12 protein-coding genes are annotated in these 13394 nt (G+C 65.6%); 2 read left to right on the forward strand and 10 right to left on the reverse strand.

Annotation, left to right across the window (positions count from 1 at the left end; translation table 11 throughout):
* Window positions 1-5: 5 nt before the first annotated feature.
* From X268_RS25615 to X268_RS25630, 4 genes are read right to left on the reverse strand one after another with little or no spacing between them, the layout of a single operon-like run.
* Entirely contained in the window at window positions 6-1052 is a 1047-nt protein-coding gene (locus X268_RS25615; protein WP_164937935.1) for an ABC transporter substrate-binding protein, read from the reverse strand.
* 22 nt (window positions 1053-1074) lie between these two features.
* Window positions 1075-2382, reverse strand: a complete 1308-nt coding sequence (locus X268_RS25620) for an NAD(P)/FAD-dependent oxidoreductase (RefSeq protein ID WP_164937936.1) — start codon at window positions 2380-2382, stop codon at window positions 1075-1077.
* A 16-nt stretch (window positions 2383-2398) separates the two neighbouring features.
* Complete coding sequence (locus tag X268_RS25625) at window positions 2399-3115, reverse strand: HAD family hydrolase (RefSeq protein WP_128927504.1); 717 nt, start codon at window positions 3113-3115, stop codon at window positions 2399-2401.
* A gap of 35 nt (window positions 3116-3150) precedes the next feature.
* Window positions 3151-4230 (reverse strand): ABC transporter ATP-binding protein, encoded by a 1080-nt coding sequence (locus X268_RS25630; protein WP_164937937.1) that lies wholly within the window; start codon window positions 4228-4230, stop codon window positions 3151-3153.
* A gap of 211 nt (window positions 4231-4441) precedes the next feature.
* Here X268_RS25630 and X268_RS25635 point away from each other — a divergent pair, with 211 nt between their 5' ends.
* Window positions 4442-5380: a LysR family transcriptional regulator gene (locus X268_RS25635; RefSeq protein WP_128927506.1), complete on the forward strand. Its 939-nt coding sequence runs from the start codon at window positions 4442-4444 to the stop codon at window positions 5378-5380.
* A gap of 51 nt (window positions 5381-5431) precedes the next feature.
* Here X268_RS25635 and uxuA read toward each other — a convergent pair whose 3' ends face one another.
* From uxuA to X268_RS25665, 6 genes are all read right to left on the reverse strand, one after another.
* On the reverse strand, window positions 5432-6622 hold the full coding sequence (gene uxuA / locus X268_RS25640) for a mannonate dehydratase (protein WP_128927507.1): 1191 nt from the start codon (window positions 6620-6622) through the stop codon (window positions 5432-5434).
* Window positions 6623-6694: 72 nt separating this feature from the next.
* Window positions 6695-7744 (reverse strand): L-idonate 5-dehydrogenase, encoded by a 1050-nt coding sequence (locus X268_RS25645; protein WP_128927508.1) that lies wholly within the window; start codon window positions 7742-7744, stop codon window positions 6695-6697.
* A complete protein-coding gene (locus X268_RS25650; RefSeq protein WP_128927509.1) occupies window positions 7741-9147 on the reverse strand; it encodes a TRAP transporter large permease in 1407 nt (468 codons plus the stop codon). Before X268_RS25650 ends, X268_RS25645 begins: the two co-directional genes overlap by 4 nt.
* A 4-nt stretch (window positions 9148-9151) precedes the next feature.
* Window positions 9152-9730 carry a TRAP transporter small permease gene (locus X268_RS25655; RefSeq protein WP_128927510.1) on the reverse strand — a complete coding sequence of 193 codons (579 nt, stop codon included), beginning with the start codon at window positions 9728-9730 and terminating at the stop codon, window positions 9152-9154.
* 134 nt (window positions 9731-9864) lie between these two features.
* Window positions 9865-10842: a sialic acid TRAP transporter substrate-binding protein SiaP gene (locus X268_RS25660; RefSeq protein WP_164937938.1), complete on the reverse strand. Its 978-nt coding sequence runs from the start codon at window positions 10840-10842 to the stop codon at window positions 9865-9867.
* 70 nt (window positions 10843-10912) lie between these two features.
* Window positions 10913-11716: a FadR/GntR family transcriptional regulator gene (locus X268_RS25665; RefSeq protein WP_128927511.1), complete on the reverse strand. Its 804-nt coding sequence runs from the start codon at window positions 11714-11716 to the stop codon at window positions 10913-10915.
* Between the two features lie 139 nt (window positions 11717-11855).
* Between X268_RS25665 and X268_RS25670 the strand changes: the two genes are divergently transcribed.
* Window positions 11856-13340 (forward strand): mannitol dehydrogenase family protein, encoded by a 1485-nt coding sequence (locus X268_RS25670; protein WP_208764392.1) that lies wholly within the window; start codon window positions 11856-11858, stop codon window positions 13338-13340.
* Window positions 13341-13394: the final 54 nt, after the last annotated feature.

A 13394-nucleotide genomic window follows, 5' to 3' on the forward strand; every position in this document is an offset into this window, starting at 1 on the left:
TCGCCTTACTTCTGCATGAACGATGCCCAGCGCTTCTCCGCGGCCTCGCCGGCGGGCGAGGACCACCAGGCGTAGGACATCAGCGCCTGCTTGGCGGCGTTGGCCGGCTCGCTCGGCAATTGCGCCGCGCGCTCGGGCTTGATCACGCCGGTCTCGAATGCCTTGGGGTTGCCCGGGCCGTAGTCGATGTGGAGCGGCAAATTGGCCTGGTGGACGGGATCGACGGCCTCGTTGAGGAACTTCACCGCCGTCCCCAAATTCGGTGCGCCTTTGAGGATACAGAGCGAGGTGCTTTGCAGGATGCCCTGGTTGTAGGTGAAGGACACCTTTGCGCCTTCCTTGGCCACCGCGCTGACGCGGCCGTTCCAGGCCATCTCCATGTCGACCTCGCCGTCGTTGAGCAGCTGCGCCGACTGCGCGCCCGAGGTCCACCACACCGTAATGTGCGGCTTGATCTCTTCCAGCTTCTTGAAGGCGCGGTCGACGTCGAGCGGGTAGAGCTTGTCCGGCGCGACGCCGTCGGCCATCAGCGCCGCCTCGAGCGTCGCGAACGGGTGGTTACGCAGCGCACGGCGGCCGGGAAACTTCTTCACGTCCCAGAAATCGGCCCAGCTGCTCGGCGCGTCCTTCGGGAAGGTCTTCTGGCTGAAAGCCAACACGCTCGAATAGAACTCGTAGGACACCGAATAGGGGCTGCGATAGGCCTCCGGCATCGCCGCGCCGTTTGGAATCTTCGAGAAGTCGAGCTTCTCCATCAGCCCCTGCTCGCCGCCGCGCAGGCAGTTGCCGGTCGGGGTGTCGACGACGTCCCAGATCGGCTTGCCGCTGCCGACCTGGGGCTTGATCGCCGGCCAGGCGTCCGGGATCGAATCCTGGTTGATGGTGATCCCGAGCTTCTTGGCGGAGGGATCGAGGATCGCCACCGTCTGCGCCTGCTGATAGGCGCCGCCCTGCGAGACGAAGGTGATCTGTTCGGCGGCATCAGCCGCGCTGGTCAATCCGATTGCGCCCAGCAGCGCACAGCCCAGCCCCAAACTCTGCTTCATCATCATCCTCGCCTCCTCCAAATCAATCTCATTGACCGATCGCATCGAGAAACTGGTACCAGCCGGCGACCACGCGCACGGCGGGCTCGCGCAGCGGATAGAACGGAATCGTCTTCATGCGCTTGACATCGAGCAGGCCGACATCGGGCCTCTCGCCGCGCGCGAAGGCTGCGAGATAGCGGCCCATCAGGCTCGACATCGCAACGCCGGCGCCGTTGTAGCCGAGCGAGACCAGCGTACGATCGTCGAGGCGGCCGATATGCGGCACCGAATCCAGCGTCATCGCGACGAGGCCCGACCATTTGTAGGCGATCGGAACGTCGGCGAGATCGGGGAAGATGCCGACCATCGCCTTGCGAAGTGCGTCGAAGGCGGCTTGCGAGTCCTGCTTGCCGAAGGCGCCGCGGCCACCAAAGATGACGCGGTTATCGACCATGCGAAACCAGCGCATCATGCGCTTGGTCTCGGTATAGGTGCGCCCCGTCGGCATCAGCTTGCCTGCGAGATTGCGCGGCAGCTGCTCGGTTGCGACCATGGCGCTGCGGAACGGGATCAGCGTGCGCTGCAGCTGCGCGGTGGCGCCGGTCAAATCCGAATAGCTGTTGGTGGCGATGATCGCCTGTTTGGCGCGTACTGAACCTTGCGGCGTCTCGGCGACGACGCCGCCCCTCTCATGCCTGAGCTTGACGACCGGCGACTGCTGGAAGATCGCAACGCCGCGGCTCGCGACGCCATTTGCGAGGCCGCGCAGATAATTCAGCGGATGGATGCCGCCCGAGCCGGGATTGAGCACGCCGCCGACAAAGCTGTCGGAGCCGGTCTCGTCGCGCACGCCCCGCTTGTCGAGGATGCGGACCTCGGCGGAGCCCATCTCGCGCGTCATCCAATTGGCTTCGTCGATCGCGGCCCGCAGCGTCGTCTCGTTGTGCGCGGCCTTGACCTGACCGGTTCGCGCAAGGTTCGCGCTGGTGATGCCGAATTCGGAGACCAGCTCCTCGACCATGTCGGTGGACTCATGCGCGATCTCATACATGCGCCGCGCCATGGCGCGGCCATGCATGGCGTCGACCTCGCGGAACGAGAGGCGGAATTTTGCGGTGATGACGCCGCCATTGCGCCCGCTGGCGCCCCAGCCGGGACGATTGGCTTCCAGCACGATTGGCGCAAGGCCGCTCTTGGCGATGTGGTGCGCGGCAGACAGACCGGTATAGCCCGCGCCGATGATCACCACATCCGCCTGTTGCTCGCCCGACAGCACGGGAAACGCGCGCGCCGGCTCGGCCGTGGCTTCCCACAGCGAGTTGACCGATGGCAGCGCGCTCCAGTCCCGTGTCATGCTCGCGCTCACGCTGCTAGGCCGCGGGCCCGATGGCCGCGTCGGCGAGCGCCTTCAGCGTCGGAAAATGGAAATCCGGCTCGGTCAGCGTCTCCACCGCCGGCGTACCGCCGAACCCGGCGACGCCCTGGCGGCGCTCGATCCAGCACACTTTGTAACCCAGCTTCCGCGCGATCCCGATGTCGTGATACTGGCTCTGCGCGACATGCAGGATGTCGGACTGCTTGTAGCCGAAGGCGGACTGGCGGCCCTTGTTGTAGGCGAAGAACTCCGGGTTCGGTTTGGCCACCCCGGTATCGTCGGCGCACACCGTGTCGTCGAAGGGATTGCCGAGCGCGTGCGCGTAGCAGGACAGCGCGACGCGGTCGGCATTGGTCATCGCCACCAGCCGGAATTTCGTGCGCAGGCGCTTCAGTGCCTCGACCGAATCGGCGAACGGCCCCCAGCGCAGCACCGAGAGCTGGAACACATCGCAGGCCGCATCGTCGGCGGGCAGCCCAAGCTCCGTGGCGAGGTGACGGTAGACGTGGAACATCGCCTCGCTGGAGCGCTCATAGTGCTTGTCGCGGCCGCGCTTGTAGGGTTCGAAGATCTGCTCGTCACTGAGCTCGGCCGGCGTCTTGCCCGAGATCTTGCGCACCGCAGAGAGCACGCCGGTCTCGAAGTCGATCAAGGTGCCGACGACGTCGAAGGTGAGAACCTTGAAATTGCTGAACGCGGCTTGGGTCGACATGTCGGTTTCTTCTCTTCGGTTGGACAAGGCTTAAGTCAGTCCACCCTGGGCACAACAATGGTGTCCTCGGGGTGGAGGGTGACGGTGAGGCTGCCGCCGAGCGGTGGAATGCGGCTATAGGCCTGGTGATAGCTCGGCTGGCGCAGGCTGAGCGCGACGCCATCGGCAAGCGCCAGGAAGATGCGCAGGCTCTCGCCCTGGTAGACGATGTCGGTGACCGTGCCGGTCAGCCGGTTGCAGGCGGCATCCTGCGCGCCATCGTCGATCAGCAGCTTTTCGCTGTGCACGGCGAGCATCAGCGCATCGCCATCGGGAATGGCGCGGGCGCTGCGCAGCAGCGCATTGCCGAGCGCGACGCTGGCGGCATCGACGCGGCGCACCGGCAGCATCGTTGCCTCGCCGATGAAGCTGGCGACAAAGGAATCGGCGGGATGGTCGTGCAGCCGCTCGGGCTCGTCGATCTGGATCAGGCGGCCGTCCTTCATGACGGCGACGCGGTCGCTCATGGTCAGCGCCTCGCGCTGGTCATGAGTGACGTAGATGATGGTGGCACCGATGCGCCGGTGCAGCGCGCGCAGCTCGATCTGCATGGATTCGCGCAGCTGCTTGTCGAGCGCGGAGAGCGGCTCGTCCATCAGGATCAGGCGGGGCTCGAAGATCATGGCACGCGCCAGCGCCACCCGCTGGCGCTGGCCGCCGGAGAGCTGGGCGATGCCGCGCTCCTCGTAGCCGGCGAGGCCGACCATGCCGAGCGCCGCGCGCACCTTGTCGGGCCAGCTTGCTTTCGGCAGGCGGCGGGCGCGCAAGGGAAAGGCGACGTTCTCGCCGACGCTCATATGCGGGAACAGCGCGTAGTTCTGGAACACGACGCCGATGTCGCGCTTGTGCGGCGGCATGTAAGTGACGTCGCGGCCGCCGAACAGGATCGTGCCAGACGACGGCAGGATGAAGCCGCCGAGAATTCCGAGCAGCGTGGTCTTGCCCGAGCCGGAGGGACCAAGCAGCGAGACGAACTCGCCGGCGCCGACATTGAGGGAAACGTCGTCGAGGGCGCGGACGGCGCCATACGCCTTGCTCGCGGACCTGATCTCGACGCTTTCCGCTCGTTTGTCCAATGATCGACCTCGCCCATCCCTGCAACGGCGTGCCTCACTGCGCGCCATAAGCCTGCTTTATAGACAGGGATTTGGGGCACTCGCGGTTGCAGCGTGCGCTGCAACTCATCCTTCGCTCCAAGCCGCTATCTTTAGGCTGTGATGCCAATGACAACAGAGTTGGCAAAACCCGGCAATTGCCAAATTATTACGGGCCCCATAACATGGGGTTATGCCTGAGCTGCGCCGCATGCTGCCCTCCAGTAACGCCCTGTTCGTCTTCGACGCAGCGGCGCGCAATGGCAGCTTCACCGCTGCGGCCGCCGAATTGAACGTCACGCAGCCGGCGGTGAGCCGCATGCTCGGACAGTTCGAGGAGCATCTCGGCGTGCGCCTGTTCGACCGCACGGCGGGGCGCGCGGTGCTCACCGAGGAAGGCGAGCTGCTCTATCGCCGCGTGCTCGAAGGCTTTCGCAGCATCGAGAGCGGGCTCGTGGAGATCGAGCGGCGCCGCAAGGGCACCGAGACGGTAACGCTGTCGGTCTCCTCGGCCTTCACCACGCACTGGCTGATGCCGCGCATCGACAAGCTCCAGAAGCAGTTTCCGCAGGTCGATCTGCGCTTCCAGCTCATCTCCGGTGCGCTGCGCGGGCCGGTGGACAATGTCGACCTCGGCATGCGCTTTCGCGATCGCGACGAGCCGTCGTCCGGCGGCACGGTCGTGATGAGGGAAGTCATGCTGCCGATGTGCAGCCCGAGCTATCTCGGCGAGACAGATCCCACCGAGGGCAACACCATCATCCGCCTCGCCGAGACGCCGGACGACTGGGCCGCGGACTACGCCTCGCTGCTCACCGGCCGCCGCGGCGCGGCCAAGGCGCTGAGCTTCACCGACTATGCCGTCGTGGTACAGGCCGCCCTGCTCGGCCAGGGCATCGCGCTCGGCTGGCTGACGGTCGCCTCGCACTGGCTGCTCACCGGCGCGCTGGTGCCGGCCTCCGACACGATCACCACGACGCGCCGCGTCTGCGAATTCCTGCCGCCGCGCAACCGGCCGATGCGCCCGATCGCCGCCGAGATCCGCGACTGGATCATCGCGCAAATGCGAAGCGAGATCGCGGCGATCGACCGGCTCTATCCGAAGCTGGGGGCGATGGCGGCGTGTTACTAATCCCCCTCGCCCCGCAGGCGGGGAGAGGCGAAGAGTCCCACGCTTCGCGCCCTACCGATGCTCGATCGCCCGGATCGCGCCACGGAGCTCGGCGAGGCCGCGGAGGCGGCCGATGGCCGTGTAGCCGGGGTTGGTGCGCTTGGTGGCGGCGAGATCGTCGAGCATGCGGTGGCCGTGATCGGGGCGAAACACGATTTGCTTGTCGGGCGAACGCCGCGCGTTCTCCTTCAAGAGCGCCTTGAGCACCGCGACCATATCGACGTCGCCGTCGAGATGGTCGGACTCGTAGAACGACAGGCCGTCGACCTCGCGCTTGGTGGCGCGCAGATGGGCGAAGGCGATGCGCGGGCCGAAGCGCTCGGCCATCTCGGGCAGATTGTTCTCAGGCCGGACGCCGAGTGAGCCGGTGCACAGGCAGATGCCGTTGGCCTTGGACGGCACCGCATCGAACAGCGCCTGATAGTCGTCCGCTGAGGATGCAATGCGCGGCAAGCCGAACAACGGCCGCGGCGGATCGTCCGGATGCAAGGTCAGCGACACTCCGAGCTGCTCGGCGACCGGCGTCACGCGCGCGAGGAATTCGGCGAGATGCTGGCGCAAGATCTTCGGCGTGATGTCGCGATAGGTCTCCAGTCGATCGCGGAATTGCGGGATCGTCATCGGCTCGGTGGTCGAGCCCGGCAGCGCGCTGGCAATGACCATGACGAGATAGTCGATATCCGCCTGGCTCATCTGCTCGAACAGCTTTTTCGCGCGCGCCTGCTGCGCGGGCGAATATTCCTGCGCGGCGGCCGGACGCTTCAGGATATGCAGCTCGAACGCGGCAAAGCGATCCTGGTCGAAGCGCATGGCGCGGGCGCCGTTCGGCAGCTCCCATTCGAGGTCGGTGCGGCACCAGTCCACGACAGGCATGAAGTTGTAGCAGATGATCTTGATGCCGGAGGCAGCGACCGCCTCCATGCTCCCGATCCACGCCTCGATCGATTTGGTCGCCTTCCCGCCCAAGCGCTTGACGTCGTCGGGGATCGGAATCGATTCCACCACCGACCAGGTCAGCTGCGAGCGACCGGGCTGGCCGTTCTCGATGAAATTCTTGCGCTCCTCGACCGCCTTGCGCGTCCAGGCTTCGCCGATCGGCACCTGATGCAGCGCCGAGACGATGTCGCTCGCTCCGGCCTGCCTGACGTCATCGAGCGAGACGGGATCATCGGGCCCGTACCAGCGCCAACCCTCGAGCATCATGCGCAATCTCCCAAAGCATTTTCGAGCGAAGTGGGTACCGGTTCGCGTGAAGAAAACGCGTCAAAACAAGAGTCAATTCGCGGTCAGCACGACCTTGACGCTCTGCGAGCGGTCGAGCGCCAGTCGCAGCGCGTCCGGCGCGGTCGACAGCGGCCGCTCGGCGGTGACCAGCGACAGCACGTCGACGCTGCCGCTCGAGATCAGCTCCACGGCGGTTGCGAATTCGAAGCCGAAGCGGAACGAGCCGCGCAGGTCGATCTCCTTCGCCATCACCGCATTTGACGGCGTCGGGATCTGGCCGCCCGGGAGATTGCCGATCTGCACCACGACGCCGCCGCGCCTGACGATGCCGATCGCACTGGCAAGGCCCGCAGCCGTACCGGACACCTCGAAGGCGACGTCATAGGGGCGTGCAGCGGCCTGCGCCTTCAGGCCCTCCTCGCCGGCGGAGACATTCTCGACATGCGAGGCACCGAGCTTGGTCGCAAAGGCCAGCGGCGCCGGGGCGATGTCGGCCACGGTGATGTCGGCCATGCCGGCGCGGCGCGCGGCGAGCATGGTCAAGAGCCCGATCGGGCCGGCACCGAAGATGATGCCGCGCCGGCCCTCGATGTTGCCGGCGCGCGCGACGGCGTGCAGGCAGACCGAAAGCGGCTCGGCGAGCGCCGCGGCCTGGTAGGAGACATGGTCCGGGATCTTCACGCACTGCGCGGGGATTGCGTCGAAATAGTTGGCGAAGCCGCCCTGCATGTGCGGTGTCTTCGAGGCTGAGCCCATGAAGTAGATGTTCTCGCACAGGTTCGGCCGGCCCTCGCGGCAGGCCACGCAATGGCCGCACCAGCGCGACGGGTTGACGGCAACGCGGTCACCGACCTTCAGATTGGCAGCAGTGCCTGCGATCTCCACGACCTCGCCAGAGATCTCGTGGCCGAGCACCAGCGGCGACTTCACCACGAAATCGCCGGTGCGGGCGTGGCGGAAATAGTGCATGTCCGATCCGCAGATGCCGCCGGCGCCGAAGCGGATGCGCACCATGCCGTCAGCGAGCTTGTCGAGCGGATGCTCGATCATGCGCAAATCTTCGGGACCGAACAGGGTTGCGGCGAGAGCGGTCGAGGTCATTTGGAGAGTCCCATGTATTTTGGCAGCCAGAGGGTCAGGTCGGGAATGTAGGTGATTGCAATCAGCGCGAGCAGCAGCGGCACCAGCCAGGGCAGGATCGCGACCGTCGTGCGTTCGACCGAGAGCTTGGCGACGCGCGCAAGCACGAACAGCACCATGCCGAGCGGCGGATGCAACAAGCCGATCATCAGGTTCAGCGTCATGATCAGGCCGAAATGAATGGGATCGATGCCGAGCTTGAGCACGATCGGCAGCAGGATCGGCACCAGGATCGTGATCGCCGCCGTGGTGTCGATGAAGCAGCCGACGAACAGGATCAGCACGTTGGCGAGCGCCAGGAACACCCATTTGTTATGGGTGATGCTGAGCATCCAGTCCGAGAGCATCTGGGCGGCCTGCGACACCGTCAGCAGCCAGGCGAAGATCGAGGCGGCGGTGACGATGAACAGCACCGAGGCCGTGGTCTCGATGGTGTCGAAGGTCGCCTTGGCGACGGTCTGGAACGTCATGGTGCGGTAGCGCACGAGGCCAAGGAACAGCGACCAGATCACCGCGGCGACCGCGGCTTCCGTCGGCGTGAACCAGCCGAGCGTCATGCCGCCGATCAGGATCACCGGCGCCATCAGCGCCATCACCGCCGAGAAGTCGAAGTACCAGTCGATCATCAGCAGCGTGCCGAGGCCGATGACCACGGCCACGTTGACCGAAAGCCCGGCCAGCACCATCAGCCAGATCGCCATCGGGAACGCCAGCACGATGACGATCTCGAGGCCGGCCGAGCCGAGCTGCGGCCAGGAGAACAGCGTGTCGCTGCCCCATTTGTTCTTGTGCGCGAAATAGGTGACGGTCGCCATCATGAACAGCGTCAGGACGACGCCGGGAATGACGCCGCCCAGGAACAGCGCACCGATCGAGACGTTCGCCATCATGCCGTAGATCACGAAGGGCAGCGACGGTGGGATGATCGGCCCGAGCGTGGCGGAGGCCGCGGTGACGCCGACCGAGAACTCGGTGGAGTAGCCGTGGTCCTTCATCGCCTTGATCTCGATGGTGCCGAGACCTGCGGCATCCGCGATCGCGGTGCCGGACATGCCGGAGAAGATCCCCGAGCCGATGATGTTGACGTGGCCGAGGCCGCCGCGCATCCACCCCACCAGTGCGACGGCGAATTTGTAGATGCGCCCGGTGACGCCGGCGATGTTCATGAGGTTGCCGGCCAGGATGAAGAACGGCACGGCGAGCAGCGGAAAGCTCTCGACGCCGGCGATCATGCGCTGCGCCAGCGTGACGTCGGGCGTCACGCCGCTGACCAGGATGTAGAGCAGCGACGACGCAGCCATGGCAATCGCCACGGGAACGCCGAGCAGCATCAGGACGAGAAAGCCTCCGAGCAACAGCAGCATGGTCTTATCCTTCCGATCCGTCGTAGGCACCGGGACGTTCGAGGACCGAGTAACCCTGCCGCCAGTTCTGTATTGCCACCTGCACGGAGCGTCCGAACATCAGCACGAAGCCGAGCAGCACGGCGTAATAGACGAAGTTCTTGGGAAAGTTGATCGTGGTCATCTGTTCGTCGCCGATGATCTGGATGTAGACCCAGACCAGCTTGGTGGCGTAGCCGAAGAAGGCGATCCGGATCAGGTCGATCATCGTCGACAACCCACGCCCCGCGGACTGCGGCAGATACCGGTAGAGGAGATCGACCTGGATGTGCCGCGACAGCCGCACGCACGTCGAGGCGCCGATGAAGACCACCCCGATCAGGCAATAGGTCGCGATCTCCTCGGTCCAGGCGTAGCTGTCGTTGAGCACGTAGCGGGTGAAGAACTGGAGGAAGACGGCGAGCGCCATCACCCAGAAGATCGCCAGCGCCACCCAGTCCTCGAACGCGTAAATGCCGAGATCGACCTTCGGCGTCGCCTCCTCCTCGAAAGTGTGGGCGATCTCGTCCGCGGTGATCTGCCGGTGGATTTCGGCGGTGGACATGAGGTTGCTCCTGAAAACCTGAACGTCGTTCCGGGGCTCGCGAAGCGAGAACCCGGAACCTCGAGATTCCGGGTTCGGTGCTCGGACCGTGCTATGCACGGTCCTGCGCGCCGCCCCGGAATGACCGTCACTGCTTATTTCACCGCCTGGATCTTTTCCCAGTCAGCCTTGCGGTAACCGAAGGTCTCGAACGCGACGTTCTTCAGCACGGTGTCGCGGAACTCGTTCTTGTCGACCTCGGTCACGGTCAGGCCCTTCTCCTTAAAGAAGGCGACCAGCTTGGCCTCGTTCTGCTTGATCTCTCCGGTGGCCTTAGCGGCGGCCTCCTGCGCTACGTCGGTGAAGATCTTCTTGTCCTCATCCGAGAGCTTCTTCCACAGCGCGCCGGCGATCACGGTGTTGAGATGATCGACGATGTGGCCGGTCAGCACGATGTGCTTCTGCACCTCGTAGAACTTCTTCGCCTCGATCGTGGTCAGCGGGTTCTCCTGCGCCTCGACGGTGCCGTTCTGGAGCGCGAGATAGACTTCGGCGAAGGCGATCGGCGCGGTGTTGGCGCCGCAGGCGCGCGGCATGGCGAGATAGGCCGGCACGTCGGGCACGCGCATCTTCAGGCCCTTCATGTCGGCGCAGGTCTTGATCGGCTTTTTCGACGAGGGCTGGCGCACGCCGTAATAGGTCACCGCGACGATGTGGTGGCCGCTCTTGTCCTCGTAGCCCTTGGCGAGCTCCTTGAAGATGTCGCTCTTGGTGTAGGCGAGCAGATGATCGGCGTCGCGGAAGGTGTAGGGATAATAGGTCACGCCGATCGGCGCGAAGCTCTTGGCCGCGAAGCTCGAGCCCGAGATGATGATGTCGACCGAGCCGAGCGACAGGCCCTGGTTGATGTCGGCTTCCTTGCCGAGCTGCGAGGCCGGATAGACCTCGATCTCGTAGCGCCCGTTGGTGCGCTTGCCGATCTCCTGCGCGGCCCAGACCGAGGCGGTGTGGAACGGCTCCGAGGTCTCGTAGACATGGGCCCATTTCAACTTGGTCTGTGCCATGCTGACACTGGTCGCCGCCAGCAATGCGGCGGTGGACAGCACCGCGGCAATCGTCATTTTCTTCAACATCGACTTTTCCTCCATCATTCAAGTCTGCTTCTTGTTTCGCCCGCCCGGCACGGATGCGGGCCGCCCAATCTCATCGCCGCTGCGCGCTGCTGCTCGCGGCGGCCCGCTTCTTCTTCGGCGCATGCTTCGGTTTCGACCGTTTCGCCGCCGATCTCACCGAAGTCGATCCCGCCACGGCCTCGGCACCGAAATTCTGCGCGAAGCGCTCCTGAGATCGCACCAGATGAACGCGCATGGCTTTCCGCGCGGCGTCGGGATCATGCGCGGCGATCGCATCACGCACAGCGCGATGCTCGTCGAGCGCGGTGCGCCAGGTGCCCGGGCTCTCGAAATAATGCGCAAGCTGCGCGAAATAGGGATTGAGGCGCTGGTCGAACAGCTCGCCGACCACGCGCACCAGAACGGCATTGCCGAGACTTCCGGCGATCGCGACGTGAAAGGCGCGGTCGTGCACCATCGAAGCTTCGCCGGGATGCTCGACATTCTCCATCGCCACGAGCGAGGCGTCGATGCGGGCGAAATCATCCTGGGTCGCGACGCGCGCGGCCTGTTCGGCGATGGCGCTTTCCAGGAATTCGCGCGCGCGCAACAGCTCGAACGGCCCCTCGATGACGGCGGCAGGGGCCGGCGCGGCGATCGCGGCGGGCTCGATCACATAGATGCCGGAACCGACCCGGATGCGCAGCCGCCCCTCGACCTCGAGCGCGATCAAGGCCTCGCGCACCGTCGGCCTGGACACCTTGAGCTGTTCGGCGAGCTCGCGTTCGGTCGGCAAGCGGCTGCCGACCGCGTACTCGCCGCTGTCGATCAGGCTTCGCAATTGATCGGCGACCTGGCGATAGAGCCGTCTCGCCTCCACAGCTTCCAGCGGCACGCTGGTCCTCCCGAAAGGGTCGCGAGGTCATCGAGACCCGCGGCCCGCCAATTTTGGAAAATTGGTCTTACCAATTGACCGAAGCATTGACCTGATACGGACGCCATGTCAAGCAGCGGCAAACAAAGGGGAGACGTCCATGCGCCAGAGTTCGATGCGCCTTGGCCGCGCCAATCTCGACCGGCTGGCTCCTGCCATCCGCCGTCCGGCCTATGACCGAACGCGCGTCACGCCCGGCATCGTGCATTTGGGCCTGGGAGCTTTTCATCGTGCCCATCAGGCCGTCGTCGTCGACGATTGCCTTGCCACGGGAGCGACGTCCTGGGGCATCGTCGGCGCCAGCCTGCGCAGCCCGGATACGCGCGACGCCCTCGCCCCGCAGGACCATCTCTACACCGTTGCCGTGCGTTCGGCCGAAGGCACCGAGCACCGCGTCATCGGCGCGCTGCTTGACAGCGTCGTCGCGCGCGAAAATCCGGCAGCCCTGATCGAGCGGATGACCGATCCCGCCACCCGCATCGTTTCGCTCACCGTTACCGAGAAGGGCTATTGCCACACGCCGCAGACCGGCGATCTCGACGAGCGCCATCCCGACATCGTGCACGACCTGAACAATTTCGATGCCCCGCGCTCAGCGCCTGGCTTCATCGTCGCTGCGCTGGCGCGGCGGCGGGCGCAGGGTCTTCCGCCCTTCACCGTGCTGTGCTGCGACAATCTCGCTGCCAACGGTCACACCGTGCAGCGGATCGTGACGCAGTTCGCCGCGCTGCGCTCCAGGGATCTCGGCAAGTGGATCGCCGACACGGTCGCTTTCCCCTGCACCATGGTCGATCGCATCGTGCCGGAAACCACGGATGCCGACCGCGATGCGGTGTCATCCGCCCTGGGCCTAGGCGACGCCTGGCCTGTGATGACCGAACCGTTCACGCAATGGGTGATCGAGGATCGCTTCACCGCAGGCCGGCCCGACTTTGCCGCAGCGGGTGTCGAACTCGTCAGCGACGTCAAGCCGTTCGAGCTGATGAAGCTGCGGCTGCTCAATGCCAGCCATTCGGCGCTGGCCTATCTCGGCTATCTCTCCGGCTACGAGACCATCGCCGACACCATGCGGGATCCGCATTTTGCGCGCCTCGCCGCGGAGGTGATGGACGAAGCCGCGGTGACGCTGACGATGCCCGCGGGCACGGACCTCACCGCCTACCGCGCCTCGCTGCTCAAGCGCTTCGCCAACCCGGCGCTGCATCACCGCACCTGGCAGATCGCGATGGACGGCTCGCAAAAGCTGCCGCAGCGGCTGCTCGGCGCGATGCAGGATCGCCTCGCCGGCAAGCTGCCGATCGCAACGCACGCGCTCGCGGTCGCCGGCTGGATGCGCTACGTCACTGGCTGCGACGAGCAGGGCCGCGCCATCGACGTACGCGATCCCCTTGCCGCCGAGTTCGCCGCGCTGGCGCGCGAGGCGGGACCTGTTGCCGAGCGGCTCGCGCCCGCACTGCTCGGGGTCGAGAAGGTGTTCGGCCCACTGGGCGCCGAGCCGCGCCTGCGCGAGGCCGTAACCGCTGCGCTCGGCCAACTCTACCGGGTCGGCGCGCGGCAGGCGGTGGAGACGCACGTCTCGGCCTGACCATAAAACGGGCAATGCTGCACTGCGTCCAAATCGACGCGAATTCGAACGGAA

The sequence above is a fragment of the Bradyrhizobium guangxiense genome (assembly GCF_004114915.1).
GTDB lineage: Bacteria > Pseudomonadota > Alphaproteobacteria > Rhizobiales > Xanthobacteraceae > Bradyrhizobium > Bradyrhizobium guangxiense.